Source organism: Blastococcus saxobsidens DD2 (genome assembly GCF_000284015.1).
GTDB lineage: Bacteria > Actinomycetota > Actinomycetes > Mycobacteriales > Geodermatophilaceae > Blastococcus > Blastococcus saxobsidens_A.
Genome location: NC_016943.1, coordinates 1,696,286 through 1,713,525, shown reverse-complemented (window position 1 = coordinate 1,713,525; position 17,240 = coordinate 1,696,286). Strand labels below are relative to the sequence as shown.

The following is a 17,240-nucleotide window of genomic DNA, read 5'->3' as shown; positions in this document are numbered from 1 at the left end:
AGGCCTGTCACGGCGGCTCACCTGTCCGGGCGCGCCGAACCTGACCAGAAGCTCGGTAGCGAATCGGGACGAGGACGAACGGGACGGTTGAGCGCCGTTCGAGTTTGCGCTCAACTTCGGTGCGTCACCTGCCGATCACGTCGAGGTGACGCTGCTTGCCCCGGTTCGCGTTCGACGCCGCCCCCCGCCCGACAACAGTGGTGCCGACGCCCGCTTGCTCGATCCCGCCCGGGTCCGGCTTGGCGCGGTCGGGAGCGAGACAGCGGCCGGCTCCTCGAAATTTCGGGTACTGGTCGCCGTAACAACGTTGTTCGTCGCCGGACTGACGGGCGTGCTCATTATTGACCCGGGCTCGTCGTGGTCCCAGGTGGTGGGTGATCTCGCGATCGCCCTGGCGGTCTACACTGCAGCAGCGGCCTTTCTCCGCGCGGCGCGCAGGCGCGATGAGGCCGCCCGGGCCTGGACGCTCATGGCCGTCGCCGCCGGCGTGTGGGCGGCTGGCACGACGATCTGGACGATCTACGGCTTCGTCCTCGACCACGCGTACCCCTTCCCGTCGTTGGCGGACGCGGGGTATCTGAGCTACGCGCTGCCGGCGGCAGCGGCGCTCTTTGCCTTCCCCGGAAAGACCAGGCGACCGGTGTCCCGGATACGCGGAGTCCTCGACGGGCTGGTCATCGCGTCGGCCACGCTCTTCGTCAGCTGGAGCTGGGTCCTCGGTCCGGTTCTTCAGGCCGGTGGCTCGGGCCTGCCGCGCCTCGTGGCCGTGGCGTATCCCATCGTGGACGTCGTCATGGCTTCGCTGGTAATCACTCTCGGCGTCAGAGCCGGCCGCGGGTCTCGGCGGCAGTGGTCGCTGCTCAGCGCCGGCCTGCTGACGCTGGCGGTCACCGACAGCGTTTACGTGCTGTTGACCGTCGAAGGCGTGACCGGTTCGACGGGCACCGTCCTCGCGGGCGGCTGGGTGACCGCCTGGCTGCTGATGGCGTTGTCGACCTACGCGCCGGTCGTGCCCCGGGCTCGGGAGACGACTCGGCACTTCACCGTGACCCAGGAGCTGCTGCCCTACGTGCCGGTGTTGGCTGCGGTCCTCAGCGCGGCGGTCCTCCCTCCCCTCTACCGGTTCGACACATTTTTCATGGTCACCGGCGTTGTGCTGGTGACCGCTCTGGTCTTCCAGCAGATCGTGGTGGCACTGGAAAAGGTCGTGCTGGCCAACGACCTCGAGGGTCTGGTCTCGGCCCGGACCAGTGAGCTGGCAGACCTGGTCCGGCGCAACAAGTTGATCCTGGACTCCACCGGGGACGGGATCTTCGGGGTGGATGTCGACGGGCGCATCACTTTCGCCAACCCCGCCGCCTGTCGGATGCTCGGCTACGAGCCCAACGAGCTAATCGGTCGGAACAGCCACGACCTTCTTCATGAACCGGAAGGGACGGCGTCGGGTCACGGCCCCGAGTCCTGCCCGGTGGCCGTCGCACTGCTCAGCGGTGTGGCACAACGCAACCCCGACGACGACTTCCAGCGCCGGGACGGGTCGCTGCTCGCCGTAGCGAAGCTGGCCAGCCCGATCGTCGAGGACGAGCGGGTCACCGGCGCGGTCGTCAGCTTTCGGGATATCACCGAACGGCGTGAGGTCGATCGGCTGAAGGACGAGTTCACCTCCGTGGTCAGTCATGAGCTGCGCACCCCTTTGACCTCGATCCGGGGGTCGCTGGGGCTGCTGGCCAGCGGTGCGCTCGGGGCTGTTCCGGAGAAGGGACAGCGGATGCTGGACATCGCCGTGTCCAACACCGACCGGCTGGTCCGTCTGATCAACGACATCCTCGACATCGAGCGCATCGAGTCGGGGAAGATCGCGATGGAGCGGCAGCGGACGGCGGTCAGCAAGCTGGCCGCCCAGGCACGCGATGCGATGGAGGCCATGGCCGCCGGGGCCGGCGTGACCGTGACCGTGTCCGCGGTCGAGGCCGACCTGTGGGCCGATCCGGACCGCATGATGCAGACGCTGACCAACCTGCTGTCCAACGCGATCAAGTTCTCCGACCGCGATGGTGTGGTCGAACTGGTCGCGCGGCACCACGGCGGAGAGGTGCTGTTCTCGGTGGCCGACCAGGGGCGGGGCATCCCCGCCGACCGCCTGGAGGCCATCTTCGAGCGGTTCCAGCAGGTGGACTCCTCCGACGCCCGGGAGAAGGGCGGCACCGGCCTGGGCCTGCCCATCTGCCGCAGCATCGTCGAACAGCACGGCGGCCGCATCTGGGTGGAAAGCACGCCGGGCCAGGGCAGCACCTTCTTCTTCACCGTGCCGGCGTACAGCGCCGAGCCGTCGCCGCCCGCCGCGGATGCTCCGGCGGTGCTGGTCTGCGACGACGACGCCTCCGTGCGAGAACTGGTCTCGGTGCTGCTGGAGCGCCGCGGCTACCGCGCCATCGCCGCCGCCTCCGGCGAGGAAGCCCTGCACCTGGCGGCCCAGGAACAGCCGGCGGCCATCCTCCTCGACCTGCTGATGCCGGGGCTCAACGGCTGGGAGACCGCCGCTCGCCTCAAGGAACAGCCAGACACCGAGCGCATCCCCGTCGTCATCTGCAGCGTGCTCACGCCCGAGGAGGCCACAGAACCGGCTCCGGTCGGCGTGGCCGGCTGGGTGGACAAGCCACTGGACGAGCAGTCCCTCCTGCAGGCGCTGGCAACCGCGCTGGCACCTCCCCTGCAGATCTCCCGCGTGCTCGTCATCGAGGACGACCCCGACCTCGCCGGCGTGCTCACCACGATGTTCGCCCAGCACGGGCTGGAGACCTTCCATGCCAGCACCGGCAGCGAGGCGCTGCGACTGGCCCAACGCGTACTGCCCGACCTGCTGGTGCTCGACCTGATGCTCCCGGACACGGACGGGTTCACCGTCGTGGACTGGCTGCGCCGGCACGAGCGGCTGCACCACGTGCCGCTGGTGGTCTACACCGCCCAGGACCTCGACGAGTCCCAGCGCGAGCAGCTACGGCTGGGAGAGACCCGGTTCTTCACCAAGGGGCGGATCAGCCCCGCCGACTTCGAACAGCGCGTCATGGGCCTGGTCGCCTACATGACCACCGAAAAGGAGGCCAGCCTTGTCCGGTAACCGGATCCTGGTGATCGACGACGAGGACGACATTCGCGAGGTCGCGCAGATGAGCCTCGAGGCGATGGGCGGCTGGCAGGTACTAACAGCCCACTGCGGCGCCGCCGGTCTGGTCACCGCCGCCGCCGAGCGCCCCGACGTGATCCTGCTCGACGTCATGATGCCGGACATGGATGGCCCCACCACCTTCCAGCGGCTGCGCACCGACCCCGCCACCGCCGACATCCCCGTCGTCTTCTTGACCGCGAAGGTGCGCTCGGCCGACCGGCAGTTCCTCACCGACCTCGGCGGGGATGCCGTGCTCAGCAAGCCGTTCGATCCGGTCAGCCTGTCCGACGAGATCATCGCGGCGCTCGACTGGCCTCCCCGGTAATGACGCTCGCGCCCCAGCCGCCCACCCCCGCCGCGGTCACCGATTCCGTCGCCGCGCTGTGGGACCGCCGCAAGGACGACGTCATGCGGCGTGCCGTCGTCTTCGACGACGTCGTCGTCGCCCTGCTCAACGGCGAGCTGACCGAGGAACTCCGTCAGCAGGCTGCGCGGGAGGCACACAAGCTCGCCGGCTCGTTGGGGATGTTCGGCCTGCCCGAGGGCTCGCGGGTGGCCCGAGAACTCGAGCACCTGTTCGAGACCGCGACCGCCCTGGACCACCGCCGGGTGCCGCAGCTGTCGGCGCTCACCCTTGAGCTGCGCCGCGAGCTCGAGCGGCCTGCGGTCCCCGCCGCCGCCCCCGCAGTCCGAGGTGATCGGCGGGGATCGGACCGCGGAGCTGTGCTCGTCGTGGACGATGACGAGGATTTCGCGGCCGGGATCGCTGCGGTGGCCGCCTCGGTCGGCCTGCGCGAGGAGGTTGCGGGGAGCCCCGCCGCCGCACGGCTGGCCATCGCCCGGCGACGTCCCGACCTGGTACTCCTTGACCTTGGCTTCCCGGGTGGCAGCGATGACGCCCTGGCGCTGCTTGCCGAGCTCAGTGCCGCCCGGCTGCCGGTCTTCGCCCTGACGGTGCGCGACACCTTCACCGACCGCGTCGAGGTCGCCCGGCGCGGCGCAGTCGGATTCCTGGAGAAGAGCCTGTCACCTTCTCAGGTGATCGAGGCGGTCCTCGACCAGTTGGAGCGCGGCAATGGCACGTCGGCAACGGTTCTGACAGTCGACGACGACTCCTTCGTGCTGGATGCGGTCAGGGCCCTGCTCACCCCACAAGGCCTGCAGGTCCACACCCTCGATGACCCCCGTCGGCTGTTCGAGGTCGTTGACGACATCTCCCCAGACCTGCTCGTGCTCGACTTCGACATGCCCCACGCCAACGGCGTCGAGCTCTGCCGCGCCTTGCGCAACAACGCTCGCTGGACCGCGCTGCCCGTGTTGTTCCTGACCGCCCGAGCAGATCCGGGCACCGTTCAGGCCATCTTCGCAGCCGGTGGCGACGACTACCTGACCAAGCCGGTCCTCGCAGCCGAGTTCCTGGGTCGGGTCATGAATCGCCTCGAGCGCGTCCGGCTGCTGCGCCAGCTCGCCGACACCGACGCGCTCACCGGCGTCAGCACCCGCCGGCGCTCCACCGAGGTGCTCAACCGTTTCATCCGTACCGCCCAGCGCTTCGGCCAGCCGTTGTGCCTGGCCGTGCTCGACCTCGACCAGTTCAAGTCGGTCAACGACCGCCACGGGCACACCGTGGGAGACGAGGTGCTGCGCCGTCTGGGTGAGCTGCTCACGGAGACGTTCCGGGGAGAGGACATCACCGCTCGCTGGGGCGGCGAGGAGTTCGTCGTCGGCATGTACGGCATGACCCGGGACGACGGTGTGCAGCGCGTTGCCGAGCTGCTCGAGAAGTGGCGGCATGAGGTCTTCACCTCCGTAGCGGCCGCACCGTTCTCGCTGTCCTTCAGCGCGGGGGTAGCGCAGTACCCATTCGACGGAACCGACGTAGAGGCTCTCTACCGCAGCGCCGATCTCGCGCTGTACCAGGCCAAGGCCCAGGGGCGGGACCGGGTCGTCCCGGCCGGCGCCCATCACACCGATCCGACCGATATCGACGTCGCGATGGTCGATGTCGCGCTCGTCGAGGACGACGAGGTGATCGCGGCACTGATCCTGCACAGCCTGGCGACGCGCGGGTACTCCACCTGCTGGCTCCGCGACGGTGACGAGGCCGCGGCCAGCCTGACCGGTCCGTTGTCGCCTCGTCTGGTGCTGCTGGACTGGGATCTTCCGGGTCGCAATGGTCTCGCCGTCCTGGCCGCCATGGCCGAGGCCGGTGTCCTCGAGCGCACTCGGACGATCATGCTCACCGGCCGCTCCACCGAGGAAGAAACGCTGGAGGCCCTGGAGCTCGGCGCGATCGACCATGTGGCCAAGCCGTTCAGCCTTCCCGTGCTCATGCAGCGGGTGCGGAGGGCGCTCGCCCGATGAGCGTCGCCGCACCGGCAGCGCTACTCGCGCACCTGGCGCTCGTCGAAGGTGCGCTGCTCAGTGCCGCCGCGGCCGCCCTGGTCGGCCACGCCCTGCACGCCCGTCGACGGGCTCGGCTGGACCGGGCGCGATTTGCCGTGCTCCACCGCCTGACCTCGCTTCGGCTGGCGGAGGGCACGGGCCGGCTGTCGTCCGCGCTGCTGCGCTCGATGCCGTTCAGGCTGCAGGTGCGGCTTCTGCAGGAGCTGGCCCCTAGCCTGGTGGGCGCTCAGCGCGCTCGGCTCACCGAGCTCATGACCAGGGTCGGTGTCACGGAGCGCGCCGAGCGGTGGTGCGGCAGCCGCCGGTGGTGGCGACGGTTGCAGGGCCTGCGCCTGCTCACGCAGCTGCGCGCCGGCGCCGCCATTGCTCCCGCACTGCTCAACGATCCGCGCCCGGAGGTACGGGCTCAGGCGATCGAGTGGGTCACCGAGAATCCCGATCCGGCGCTCATCGACCAACTGCTCCGCCTGCTGGACGGCAGCCAGATGAGGGGGCTGCTACCGGTCAAGGACGCGCTCGTGCGGATCGGCCGGCCATGCCTGGGCGCGCTCACCCACTTCCTCTCCGATCGTCGCGGGAGCGCCCTGCAGGCGGGACTGGAGGTGGCCGTGGTCCTGACCGACCCCATGATGTTCGGGCCGGCGCTCACTGCGACGACGGACGAAGACCCACATACGCGGGCGCTGGCCGCTGCCCTGATCGCGGCGGTGGGCGGCACCGACGCGGTGGACCGCCTCGCGGAACTGCTGGACGACCAGCATCCGGACGTGCGGGCCGCGGCTGTGCGGGGCCTGGGTCGCCTCGAGTACTGGCCCGCGGCGGCGCAGGTGGCCCGGCTGCTCAGCGATCCCGCCTGGGACGTGCGCAGCGAGGCGGCGCTGACTCTGAAGGCCCTCGGCTCGACCGGGCTCCTGCTGCTCCATCGCGCGCTCATGAACGACGACCCGTTCGCCCGCGATGCCGCGCGGCGCGTCCTCGACCTTCCGGACGCGCGACCGGAGTTGGCCGCGTGACCATGCCCGGAGCGGAAGCGGTCCTCGGCGCAGCCCAGGCCGTCGTCCTCGTCTACTTCCTCGTCCTGAACAGCTGCTACGCCGTCCAGTTGGTCGCCGCGACGCTGGAAACACTCCAGCACACCCGTACCGTCCGGGGGGCCGACCATCGGCGGCTGCTCGGCTCCGGCGTAGCGCCACGGATCAGTATCCTGGCGCCGGCCCACAACGAGGAGGCCACGGTCAGCGAGAGCGTCACCTCGCTGCTGACCCTGCAGTACCCCAACCTGGAGATCGTCCTGGTCAACGACGGCTCCGCCGACGGCACGCTGGACGTCGTCACGCGGGCGTTCGGGCTGACGTCGATCCATCCGGTCTACTGGCGGCGCATCGCGACGAAGCCGGTCCGGGGCCTCTACCGCTCCTCCACCCATCCCGACCTGATCGTCGTAGACAAGGAGAACGGTGGTAAGGCCGACGCCCTGAACGCCGCCCTCAACGTGGCCACCGGCGACCTGGTCTGCGCCATCGACGCGGACACCCTGATCGAATCAGACGCACTGCTGCGCATGGTCCGCCCGATGCTGACCGACGACACTGTCCTCGCGGCCGGCGGCACCATCCGCGTCGCCAACGGCTCGCTGATCCGAGGCGGCCGGGTGGTCACCGCTCGAGCGCCCCGGACCTTCCTCGCCGGCGTACAGGCAGTCGAGTACCTGCGCGCCTTCCTGTTCGGCCGGCTAGGCTGGAATCGGCTCGGCGGCAACCTGATCATCTCCGGCGCGTTCGGACTTTTTCGGCGGGATGCAGTGATCGCTGTCGGCGGCTATCTCCACGCGACCGTCGGCGAGGACATGGAGCTGGTCGCGCGGATCCGGCGGAACGCACGCGAGCAGCGGCTTCCCGACCGCGTGGTCTTCATCCCCGACCCGGTGGCGTGGACGGAGGTCCCGGAGTCCCTCGCGGTGCTGGGCCGCCAACGCGACCGCTGGCACCGAGGGCTGGCCGACGTGCTCTGGCGGTACCGGCGGCAGCTGCTCAACCCCCGCTACGGCGCCTTGGGCATGGTCGTGCTGCCCTACTTCCTCCTCATCGAGCTGTTGGCCCCGGTCGTCGAGTTCCTCGCCATCATCGGGCTAGTGCCCGCGCTCCTGTTCGGTGCCGTCGATGTGCGATTCGCCGTCCTGCTCTTCCTCGTCGCCTACGGGTACGGCCTGCTCCTCACCGTCTGCACCCTCCTCCTGGACGAGGTGGCCTATCGCCGCTACCACGGCCTGGCCGACCGTGCCGTCATGGTCCTATGGGCCGTGGTGGAAAGCCTCGGCTACCGCCAGCTCACCGTGGTGTGGCGGCTACGAGGGCTCTGGAAGTACCTGCGCAAGCGCACCGACTGGGGAACCATGACCCGCCGCGGCTTCGCCCCCTCGCCCTGACGACCCACCGATCCGCGGTCGTCCCGGGTGACCGTGGCACCTGAGCCAGCGCTCAGGCAGCCGAGGACGTGGGGAGCGATGTCGGCGCCAGAATCAGACACTCGCGAGAGGACTCCTCCCAGCACTGGGTAATCACGGTGAGACGCGCCATCCCCTCGTCGAAGACGAGCTGAATATCCGCCGCCGCGGCAGCTGTGATGTCCTCGAACGCGTCCTGATCCTGCTTCACCGTCGTCATCAACAGACTATCGGCAGCCAGCGCGCGGACCGTGACTGCGAGAGCTTGGCGTCCCCGGTGATCGTCGGTGTGCCGGTGGTCGATCAAAGCTGCGAGACCGTCAGGGGTTGACCCGAAGCAACGGTCGATGTAGGCGGCCGGCGCACGGCCCGCTCAGGGCCGATCAGGCACTGGGGCAGCCCGAGGCACTCAGCTCGGCCAGCTGGTTCACGAGGGCCGGTGAGTCCGCCAGTGCATCGTGCCAGTCCTTCCACTGCGCATATGTCAGGCCGGCTGCCGCGAGGCGAACGTCCAGGTCCCTGGTGATGCCGGCCTCGTCCGGAAAGGTCTGCGAGGTGACGGTGCATTGCCGCTCGAACTCGACCGCCGCGATCCGCTGCGTGAACTCGTCGGCGGGGACGGCGCCAGGGGACGAGTCGGCAATGGTCCCGTCCATCGACTGCTCGGCCCCGGATGCGCAGCCGCTGACAGCCAGGACCACCGCAGCGAGCACTCCCAGCACCCGGCGGAACGGCCGGCGCTGCCGTCCGGGGCGGCCGCTGACGGTCGGCGGGAGTTCACGAAACGACAAGGGTCACCGTCCCGGTCGTGGTGACGGGCGATGCAGCCGTGTAGCTGATCGTCAGCGGAACGGTGTACGTGCCGGCCGGGAGGGAGGTCGCCGCGAATCGGATACCCACGTGGTCGGTACGGCGGCCGACGAGCGTGCTGCCGCCGTTGAGAGTGCTGGCGGCCCTGTCGCCGGGGTAGGCCACCTCCAGGCCCGCGGGCAGCGCGCCCACGCGCACGCTGAAGGCGGCGAGGTCGGTCTGGCCGCCGGTGAACGAAATCTGCTGAAAGTCGCTGCTCCCCGCCGCAATCGCGACCCGGATCGTCTCCTGGGTGAACGGCGGGCCGACGGCAGGCACCACAGGCACGGTCACGGTCGCCGTGGTGCTCGACGTCCTGCTCTCGTTCCTCTGTCCCCGGTTCTTGCACTGGCCGTTGTCCCCGCAGAGCGTGTACGTCGAGGTCACCGTGACCGGGAAGCTTGTGCGCTGGCTGTAGGGCACGGCGAGTCTGAAGGCTGTGAAATCTCTGGTCTTGCCGACCAGGGTCGCCGAGCCGTACAGCGAGGTGTCGGCGCCGCCGCGGGTGGTCGGGTAGGAGACGGTCACACCGGCGGGGGCGCTGACGGTCGTGGACCAGTTGGTGACCGTCTTGTCCGCGGCCCAGACGACCGCGACCCAGGCCGACTCCCCGGGGGCAAGGGGCGCCGTCATCGGGGTCTCCGCGCGCACGTTGCTGTTGTCGGCGCCGGCGTTCGCGGCTGTTGCAGGCAGGAGCAACGACCAGCCGAGCAGCGGGCCGAGCAGCGCCAACGCGAGACCACCACGACAGCGCCCTCGGGACCCTGGGTGTCTCGACGCCGCTGGCAGGAGTCTCACCCGGGTCGTATCGGCATATATGACGCAGTTCTTGAGGCCAGCGCATGGATTGCGGCCCGGTGCTGTCAGGGAGGAGCCCCTGGCGTGGATCCCGGCCCTGGCGGCTACCCCAGCCAGCTGCGGGCGTGGCCGGTCCTCGTCCAGGACGGTGCGCACGGCTGCGGTCAGCTTGGCAAGCAACGCGGCTGCCTGCTCCGCTTCGGCGCGGGCCTGCTTGGCGCGGATCAGCGCGTGGGCGAACCGCCCCGCCCCTCCCCCGCTGCCGCGAATCAGGGTGGCGGTGGTCCCGGGATGGCCCCCGTAGACAGCGACGGCGGCGGCCTGGTCCAGGGTCAGCCCCGCACCGGCGACCGCGGCGGTTTAGGTTCTCGGCGAGCACCCCCACCTGCCGGGCCTCGGCGGCCCGGTCGCCGTCGGTGGCGTTCCCGTCGTTCGCGAGGTCGGGGCGCAGCACGCACGGCACCGCGGTCAGTCCGGCGAGGAGCGCGGCGGCCGCCCGGCGGTGACCGGCCACGATCTGGTGGCCCGGCGCTCCGTCGGCGGCGGCGTGCGGGATCACGGTGAGGGCCTCCAGCACGCCCTGGGCGGCGATGGAGTCGGCCAGCCCGGACAGGTCGCCGAGGTCGTCGCGGACGTTGCGGGGGTGCACGGCCAGCTCCCTGGGGTCCAGCCACACCAGCCGGTGTGCCCGCCCGCTGTCCTCGGCCGTCCCGGCGCGTGCGCTGCCCGTGCCGGCCGGGTCGACGTGCTCGGCCTCGCTGTACTCGCTCCCGGCACGTCGGGCGGTTCCGGTGGTGGAAGGCTCGTCGGGCGTGCTGTCGCGGCCGGTGGTCAGGCCGGCAACTGTCGTGGTAGTGGTCATGGCGGGTTCTCCTTCGATGCCCTGCGGTGTGGCGGTGCCCTCGGTGGGGGTGCTGGTGGCGGTCATGTCGCGCTCTCCCCGCTCAGGCGGTGGCCAGGACGCGGGCGCCCTCGGGCGGCGGGACCGGTCCGGCGAGCGGGGCGGTCTCCCAGTCCCCCAGCGCGTTCTCGGTGCTCTGGGCCTCGTCGAGGTGGCTGAGGATGCGGCCGGCGGCGGCGGTCACCGTGGCCGCGGCGGCGCGGACGACGTCGGTGTCCCCGGCCGACCAGGCGGCGACGTAGGGGACGGTGTAGGCGCCGGCGTCCAGCCCGGCCCAGGCGGTGACGATGTAGGCGACCGACTCGGCTTCGGCCTCCGCCCGCCCACGGCACCCGCGGTAGTCGTAGCCCTCGGCAGTGTGGCCGCACTCGATGTGCGCCAGTTCTTTTCCGCACCAAGATCGTTGTGTGCAGACGATCGCGGTGACCGGCCGGACCGGTGCAGCGCAGGGCGCACTAACGTGTTGACGTGGCGTCTTGGCTCCGAAGGGTTGGCCAGTACCTCGGCCTGATCTATCGCGATGACGGGACCTGGAAGATCGGTCGCGGCTACCCGAAGCCGCCGCGGAGCAGCCGTCGCTCGCGGCCCTCTCGCTAGGGACCGTTTCTCATCGTCGTCTCCGTACTCATGGCGGTGTGATGGCCGCTGGGGTGGCTGGAATGGCGGGGAGGCCGAGGTCGGTGGTCGTTCGGCTGCGGCGCATCTGGGCGAGCTTCTGTTCGGCCGCGGCGAGGCTGGTCTCCAGGCCGTCGACCTCGCCGAGCCAGTCCTGATCCTTGGCCTCGGCCAGCCGGGCGTGGAGGTTGGCTCTGATCTCTTCCAGCCGGTGCTGCTGCGCGGGGTCGGGCCGCAGCATGGGGCAGCGGATGCAGGCGTGCTCGTGCTGGCAGGGGGTGCCGTAGGCGCGCCCGCAGACGCCGAGCTCGACCTTGCGCCGTTGGAAGTGGCCGAGGAACTCGTCCCATTCGGCGTCGGTCGGCTCGCGGTACTCCTCGCTGGGTCGCACCGCCCTGCGCCGGGCGAGGAAGCCGCGGTAGTGCTCGACGACGTCGGAGTCATAGACGGCGACGTAGATCTGGGTGGTGGCCAGCGTCTGGTGGCCGAGGATCTTCGCCGCGATGTGGATCGGCAGGCCGGCGGCGACGGCTTCGGTGGCGAAGAGCCGCCGGAAGTCGTGCGGGGAGAACCGCATGGGCGTGCCGTCGGGAGCGGTCAGCCCGGCGGCGGTGACCAGCCGGTCGAGCAGCACCCGCACGTAGTGGTGGGTCAGGCAGTGCGCCGAGGCGCCCCACCAGCGTTGGAACAGGAACGGCAGCGCGGAGCTGTGCACGCGTTCCATGTGGTCGTAGCGGGAGACCAGCGGGATCTGCTGGTGGCCGGCGCGCACTCGGGCGATCACGGCGGCGAGCACGTCGGCCAGCTCGGGGCTGACCACGAGCAGCCGTTCCCGGTCGGTCTTCGATGGCACGATCTGCAGCAGCGGCACCACCTCGCCGGTGTCGGGCACGGTGTAGGCGACGAAGGCCCGGTGGGTGAGCTCGAGCATCTCCTCGATGCGCATCCCGGTGTGCCGGAGCACCTCGACGATGGCCCAGGTCCAGAACGCGTTGTCCTCGGCGAGGGTGAGGTTGCACCGCGGGCCGCCGTCGGGGTCGTCGACGTAGACGACGCCAGGTCGCCGGGTGCTGGCGGCGCGCTGGCCGGTCGCGACCGCCGAGCGCCGCCGCTGCACTCCGTCGAGGTCGAAGGTCTCGCCGGGAGCGACGGCGGAGGCGGCCTGTAGCAGCGCCGCCGCAGTCCGCCGACCGGTCTCGGCGGCGTCGACCAGCGCGGGCAGCCCCGAGGCCTGGGTGCGGGTGCGCTGGTGCATGCGGGCGGTGGTGCGGGTGCGCTGCTTGCCCATTCCGCGCAGGTCGTTGGCGCTGACCGGGTTGGGAGCGACCCACCGCCCCCAACGGAGCGGTTCCTCCAGCGCCCAGTGGGTCAGGTCGGCGTAGAACGCCCGCACCGCCATCAGGATCGCGTGCGGGTCCTCGCGGCGTTCCCCGATCCGGTGGTTGCCATAGCGGATCTCGCCCAGCCGGCTCTTCCAACCCCGCACCATCTGCTGGGACAGCTGGAACGAGTCGATGCCCGGTTCGTGGAGTTCCAGGTCGCGCCAGAACAGCAGCACCAGCTTGGTCGCCAGCTGGCGCAGCGAGGCGTAGTCCATGCCGGCCTGCCGCTCGTGCAGGTAGTCCACCAGCAGGTCGCGGACCGGACGGCACTCCACGTCGTAGCCGTCGACCAGCTCCTCCACGGTCAGCTGCCCGCGTCGGCTGGCCGCCCAGATGCTCGGTGGGCTGCCCGGCGGCAGGATGCCGGCCCGCAGCAACAGCACGTACCAGTAGCTGTGCCGGCGCTGGCTGTATCCGGCCTGCGCCCGGTAGGCCTCCACGCAGTCGGCAAGGGTGACGTCAGCGAGCCGGCCGCCGTTGTGGATGAGGATGCGGGTCAGCTGACAGAAGGCCAGCCGCCGATCCGCCGGGGTCAACCGCGTGTCGTCCTCGGTGAACAGGGCGTCCAGCGCGGCGAACCCGTCCGGGTCGTGGCGGGCGCGGAACCGCTCCAGCACGCTGGCCGAGCGCAGCGCATACAGCCAGGCGTAGCTCGGCCGCAGCGCGCCGAGCACGATCAGCCGGCCGACCGCCCCGGTGAGCTGTGCGCGGCGGTCAGGGCCGGTCTGCAGCCCGTCGACGTCCACCAGGTCGGCCCAGTCGGAGCCGGCGGCGTCCGCGCCGCAGGCCTGCCAGCGCTGCTGCCAGGACCCGCCGGGAAAGGTCTGCAGCCAGTCCAGCAGCAGTCCGACCGCGGCGCGACGGCGGCGCCGCTCTTTGACCGGCACCCCACCGCCCAGCTCGTCCAGCGCGGCGAGGACCTCGCTGCGGCTGCGGGCGGTCTCCGGCCACACGCTCGGCCGCGCCAGGATCGGGGTCGGCAGCGTCGGCGTGCGGAAGTCGTGCTGCTCGGACGGCCGGCGGGCGGTGCGCGGGCCACGTCCGCGCGGCGCCGGCACCGCATCGACGTAACGGTCCGCCCCGGAATCGACGCCCTGCTCTACGAGCTCCTGACCGGACTGGCGGCCGGTGGTCTCAGCGCGCATCGCGGGCCTGCCCGAGCAGCTCGCGCAGCGAGTCCGGGCGGTAGCCGCCCGACGGCGGCGCTGCCGGCTGCCGTGCCGGCCGGTCACCGCGCGCCCGGTGGTGCTCGAGCACCCGGGCGACCACCGCGTCCTCGCGTGGACGCAGGTAGATCTGCGTGGTGGCCAGCTGCGCGTGCCCGAGCACCCACTGCACGTCGGTCAGCGTCAGCCGCGGATCCTCGGCCATCCGGAAGGCCGCGGTGTGCCGCAGATCGTGCAGCGTCCAGCCGGTGCCCAGCTCCTCGTTGGCCCGCTGCAGCACCCGCCGCATCGCCGAATAGGTCAGCGGCCGGTGCGGTGCCCGGCGGGTCAGCCACAACGCCTGCTGCCCGGCCGGCCGGTCCTGCCGCTGCTGATAGAGCCGTAGCCACACGAACGCGTCCGCCGACCCGGGCAGCCACTGCAGCCGACCGCTGCCCTTGCGATGCACCCCGATCCGCTGAGCGCCCACGTCGACCCGGTCCACGCTCACCCCGAGCAGCTCGCTGGCCCGGGCGCCGGTGCTGACGTAGAGGGCCAGCAGCGCCCGGTCCCGGTCACTGCGCATCGCCGCGAACAACGTGTCGAACAAGTGATCTGGCAGGCTGCGCGGCAGCCGGGCCGGCGTCTTCTGCCGCAGCGGCGCGCGGCGGTGCCGCTCCGGCGGCGCCATCGGATTGGCGTGCGCACCCACCCGCTGCCCGCCGCGGCCGACCGCCTCCGGCACCGGGTTGACCACCGGACCGTCCCCGGCCGCCATCCGGTCGGCGTAGAAGCCGCGCAGCACCGCCAGGTTGTGGTTGATCGTCGCCGGCGCGTACCCGACCCGCTCTCCCACCCGGCCGGCGCGCGTCGCGCCGCCGGCAGTCGTCGCGGCCAGCCGCATCCACAGCACGAAGTCGCGGGCCTCGACCCGACTCGCCCGCTGCCAGCCCAGCTCCACGGCCGCCAGAAACCGCCACCAGCGCAGCAGCGCGAGCGCGTAGGACCGCACGCTGCCGGTGGCAGCGCCGCTGGCCAGCAATGAGCACAGGTAGTCCGCGATCGCCGGCACCGGCACCCCCGCAGCGTCGAGCACCGCCACCCCGGGCAGCTCGTCGCTCACCCGGATCCCGCCAACCGCGGCCACCGTCAACCCCGTCACGTCCCGTGACGGATCACACTCCCCGGCCCTCGCCACAGCGGCTCCTCCCCACATCGGTGGAGAGAGCGCAGCAGCCAACCAGCCCGGATGATCGCAACCGAACCCGCGACGGCGAGTCCGCTGCGCGCGAACCGGCCGCGCACGCTCACCGACCCGGCTTGGTGCGGTCAATAGGTCGTGGGCGAGGGTCTTCACCGCCTGCGCGTCGGCGACATCCGGGCGGACCCGGACCGTGCGGGCTGCCGGGTCGGTGAGGCCGTTGGCCTGCCCGCAGGCCTCGCGGGTGAGCGTGTAGCCGTGGCGGGCGACCTGGACGGCCAGCGCGCCCCACAGGGCGGCGGGGGCGTTCCCGGTCAGCAGCTCGGGGATGATGTCGGGCAGCGGATCGCCCTGGGTCTGGGAGATGTCGAAGACGTGCGCGACCCGGAACCCGCGCAGCACCCGCCCCCGGGCCGGCTGGTCGGCGTGCCCGCCGGCCGGCTCCCCCGCCGCCCCCGACCCCGCCGTAGCCGCGGCGGCGGGCGTGGCCTGACGGGTGTCCTGCCCGGTGCCGGTGTCGGGTCGGCTGTCCTTGGGGGTGTAGGTGCACGGCGCCAGGACCGCGAGCCCGGTGGACCCCTTGACCACGCTGCGGCCCAGCGCCTTCCAGGTGCCGAACCCGGCGACCCGGGTCGGGCTTATGCCCAGCCGCGCGGCCTGCAGCGCGATCAACAGCTGATTGTTGAGGCTGTAGGTGTGGAACTTCGCGGCGGCATCCAGCATCGCCCGCCACTGCGGATCGGCGGTCAGCTGCTCGACGCGCTCGCTGATCCGCTCGTGCAGGGCGGCGATCCTCGCCGCCCGCGCGCTGTCGGCCGCCTCCCGCTGCGCCGCGCTGAGCTGCCGCCGCCCCCTCCCCTTGCCCGCGCCGGTGCCACTCGCGGTGCGGCCCGTGCGACTGGCCGTGCTCCTCGTTGTGCTGCTGGTGCTGGTGTTGGTCATCTGGACCCTCCCGGGACTGGAGCCGACACCGGTACGGGAGGGACCACGGAATGGGTGTCCTGCCACCCATTCCCCGGCCCGTCCGGCAAAGAGCTCTGCTCAGGGGCCGGGAGCGACGGCGGGGGACGACCGGACCAAGACTGCTTCCGCAGCGCAGCGCCCGAAGGGCGGAAGGATCTTGGTCCGGTCGGGAGGAGACGGCGCGGGAGGCCCCTACGCTGAGCTGCCGGACGGGTCGGGGGACCAGCAAGGACAGCCCGCCGCAGGCGGACCTTGACGACGGCGCAGCCGGCGCCACGCGCAGCGTGGCCCGAAGGGAGCTCCTGGCCCCGCCCCACCGGACGCGGCGCGACGACATCGACGGCGCGCCCACCGGATAGCGAATCTCGATCAGCTGACACGTCGCGCAGGCCCCCCGCGGACCGACCACATGCCCCGCCGTCTCGCCGTGCTCCGGGTGCGGTGTCCAGCGCCATGAGTCGAGCGTGGCCACGCCGGCGCCCGCCGCAGGGCGTCCGCCCGGGCGCTGTGGACAAAAGCCGTCGTCCACAGGGACCAATTGCGCGCGAGCGCCCCGATGCTCGCGGCCTGTGCATCCGCTGACTGGAGGACAACAGGAGGACAACTGGAGGAACCCCAGGCCAGCAGCGGACCTCCAGTTGTCCTCCAGTCCCTGTGGGCACGCGGGTCCCTCGACTGTCGTCGGCCTACCGGAGAACGGCTTCACACCGCACGAGCGAGGCAGGTCGGTCAGCGACAGCGTCGCGGACAACAACCGGGCATCGGCCGGAGACGAACTGGAGGCGGTCCGGGACTGCCTATCGGGACGGGGGCCAACTCAGGCGCAGTACCGATGCTGTCCACCGGCTGTCCCGGCACCGACCCCGGCGTCGGGAGATGCAGGGCTTCCAACGCTGGCGGGTAACGCGCCGGGGCGCCACTACAGGAGCAGAACTGGAGGCATCGAGACAAGGCTGGCTGTGAAGTGTCACCACCGGGGCCGAAATGGCGCCTTCTGTGGTGAAGGCACCGCCCACCACCGACGACCTCCGGAGCCAGCCATGCCCGACCTCACCGCCGACCACGACCCCGAGTTGCTCACCATCACCGAAGCCGCGGACGTGCTCCGCGCGCCCGTCGCCACTCTCCGGTACTGGCGACACTGTGGCACCGGCCCGAAAAGCTTCCGACTCGGCCGGCGCGTCCTCTACCGCCGCGCCGACCTGCGCACCTGGATCGACGCACAAGCGGCCCAGTCCCCGCGCCGATAGCTCCGCGCCCCCGGAGGGCGGCTGGACGGGGCCCCATCCGGCTCTGGGCACACGGTGAGGCCTGGTGGCCACTCCCCGGCTGTGGACAACGACGGCCATCCACAGAAGCCAAGCCGGACAG

Annotated in this window: 12 protein-coding genes and 1 pseudogene; 6 read left to right on the top strand and 7 right to left on the bottom strand. The window is 71.4% G+C overall.

What is annotated here, in order from left to right:
- The first annotated feature begins 214 nt into the window (after window positions 1-214).
- The 5 genes from BLASA_RS08025 to BLASA_RS08005 are packed head-to-tail and all read left to right on the top strand — an operon-like array spanning window position 215 to window position 7,997.
- Window positions 215-3,118: a response regulator gene (locus BLASA_RS08025; protein WP_014375591.1), complete on the top strand. Its 2,904-nt coding sequence runs from the start codon at window positions 215-217 to the stop codon at window positions 3,116-3,118.
- Window positions 3,108-3,491: a response regulator gene (locus BLASA_RS08020; RefSeq protein ID WP_014375590.1), complete on the top strand. Its 384-nt coding sequence runs from the start codon at window positions 3,108-3,110 to the stop codon at window positions 3,489-3,491. Before BLASA_RS08025 ends, BLASA_RS08020 begins: the two co-directional genes overlap by 11 nt.
- Window positions 3,491-5,530 (top strand): response regulator, encoded by a 2,040-nt coding sequence (locus BLASA_RS08015; protein ID WP_014375589.1) that lies wholly within the window; start codon window positions 3,491-3,493, stop codon window positions 5,528-5,530. Before BLASA_RS08020 ends, BLASA_RS08015 begins: the two co-directional genes overlap by 1 nt.
- A complete protein-coding gene (locus tag BLASA_RS08010) occupies window positions 5,527-6,585 on the top strand; it encodes a HEAT repeat domain-containing protein (RefSeq protein ID WP_014375588.1) in 1,059 nt (352 codons plus the stop codon). The genes BLASA_RS08015 and BLASA_RS08010 overlap by 4 nt, the downstream gene beginning before the upstream one ends.
- 2 nt (window positions 6,586-6,587) lie before the next feature.
- Window positions 6,588-7,997: a glycosyltransferase family 2 protein gene (locus BLASA_RS08005; RefSeq protein WP_041776262.1), complete on the top strand. Its 1,410-nt coding sequence runs from the start codon at window positions 6,588-6,590 to the stop codon at window positions 7,995-7,997.
- Between the two features lie 52 nt (window positions 7,998-8,049).
- Here the strand turns inward: BLASA_RS08005 and BLASA_RS08000 are convergent, their stop codons facing one another.
- The 7 genes and pseudogenes from BLASA_RS08000 to BLASA_RS23385 form a co-directional block, all read right to left on the bottom strand.
- Window positions 8,050-8,235, bottom strand: coding sequence for a hypothetical protein (locus BLASA_RS08000; RefSeq protein ID WP_166486509.1), 186 nt, complete (start codon window positions 8,233-8,235; stop codon window positions 8,050-8,052).
- Window positions 8,236-8,398: 163 nt separating this feature from the next.
- Window positions 8,399-8,728, bottom strand: coding sequence for a hypothetical protein (locus BLASA_RS07995; protein ID WP_041775675.1), 330 nt, complete (start codon window positions 8,726-8,728; stop codon window positions 8,399-8,401).
- A gap of 64 nt (window positions 8,729-8,792) precedes the next feature.
- Window positions 8,793-9,596 (bottom strand): hypothetical protein, encoded by an 804-nt coding sequence (locus BLASA_RS24945; RefSeq protein ID WP_014375584.1) that lies wholly within the window; start codon window positions 9,594-9,596, stop codon window positions 8,793-8,795.
- Window positions 9,597-10,161: 565 nt separating this feature from the next.
- Window positions 10,162-10,524 (bottom strand): annotated as a pseudogene (locus BLASA_RS25850) (ParB N-terminal domain-containing protein); the annotation flags it as partial.
- An 82-nt stretch (window positions 10,525-10,606) separates the two neighbouring features.
- On the bottom strand, window positions 10,607-10,747 hold the full coding sequence (locus BLASA_RS24940; RefSeq protein ID WP_014375583.1) for a hypothetical protein: 141 nt from the start codon (window positions 10,745-10,747) through the stop codon (window positions 10,607-10,609).
- A 441-nt stretch (window positions 10,748-11,188) separates the two neighbouring features.
- Window positions 11,189-13,705 carry a tyrosine-type recombinase/integrase gene (locus BLASA_RS07985; RefSeq protein WP_014375582.1) on the bottom strand — a complete coding sequence of 839 codons (2,517 nt, stop codon included), beginning with the start codon at window positions 13,703-13,705 and terminating at the stop codon, window positions 11,189-11,191.
- On the bottom strand, window positions 13,695-15,848 hold the full coding sequence (locus BLASA_RS23385; protein WP_014375581.1) for a tyrosine-type recombinase/integrase: 2,154 nt from the start codon (window positions 15,846-15,848) through the stop codon (window positions 13,695-13,697). The genes BLASA_RS07985 and BLASA_RS23385 overlap by 11 nt, the downstream gene beginning before the upstream one ends.
- 1,061 nt (window positions 15,849-16,909) lie before the next feature.
- Between BLASA_RS23385 and BLASA_RS07975 the strand changes: the two genes are divergently transcribed.
- The gene (locus BLASA_RS07975) at window positions 16,910-17,119 is read left to right on the top strand and encodes a helix-turn-helix transcriptional regulator (protein ID WP_014375580.1); all 210 of its coding nucleotides are present in this window, start codon (window positions 16,910-16,912) and stop codon (window positions 17,117-17,119) included.
- Window positions 17,120-17,240: the final 121 nt, after the last annotated feature.

What these genes read in the sequence shown, in the direction of transcription:
- BLASA_RS08015 (WP_014375589.1), top strand. Translation starts at nt 3,491, where the DNA reads ATGACGCTCGCGCCCCAGCCGCCCACCCCCGCCGCGGTCACCGATTCC.
- BLASA_RS23385 (WP_014375581.1), bottom strand. Translation starts at nt 15,848, where the DNA reads ATGACCAACACCAGCACCAGCAGCACAACGAGGAGCACGGCCAGTCGC.
- BLASA_RS08000 (WP_166486509.1), bottom strand. Translation starts at nt 8,235, where the DNA reads ATGACGACGGTGAAGCAGGATCAGGACGCGTTCGAGGACATCACAGCT.
- BLASA_RS08010 (WP_014375588.1), top strand. Translation starts at nt 5,527, where the DNA reads ATGAGCGTCGCCGCACCGGCAGCGCTACTCGCGCACCTGGCGCTCGTC.
- BLASA_RS07985 (WP_014375582.1), bottom strand. Translation starts at nt 13,705, where the DNA reads ATGCGCGCTGAGACCACCGGCCGCCAGTCCGGTCAGGAGCTCGTAGAG.
- BLASA_RS07975 (WP_014375580.1), top strand. Translation starts at nt 16,910, where the DNA reads ATGCCCGACCTCACCGCCGACCACGACCCCGAGTTGCTCACCATCACC.
- BLASA_RS08005 (WP_041776262.1), top strand. Translation starts at nt 6,588, where the DNA reads ATGCCCGGAGCGGAAGCGGTCCTCGGCGCAGCCCAGGCCGTCGTCCTC.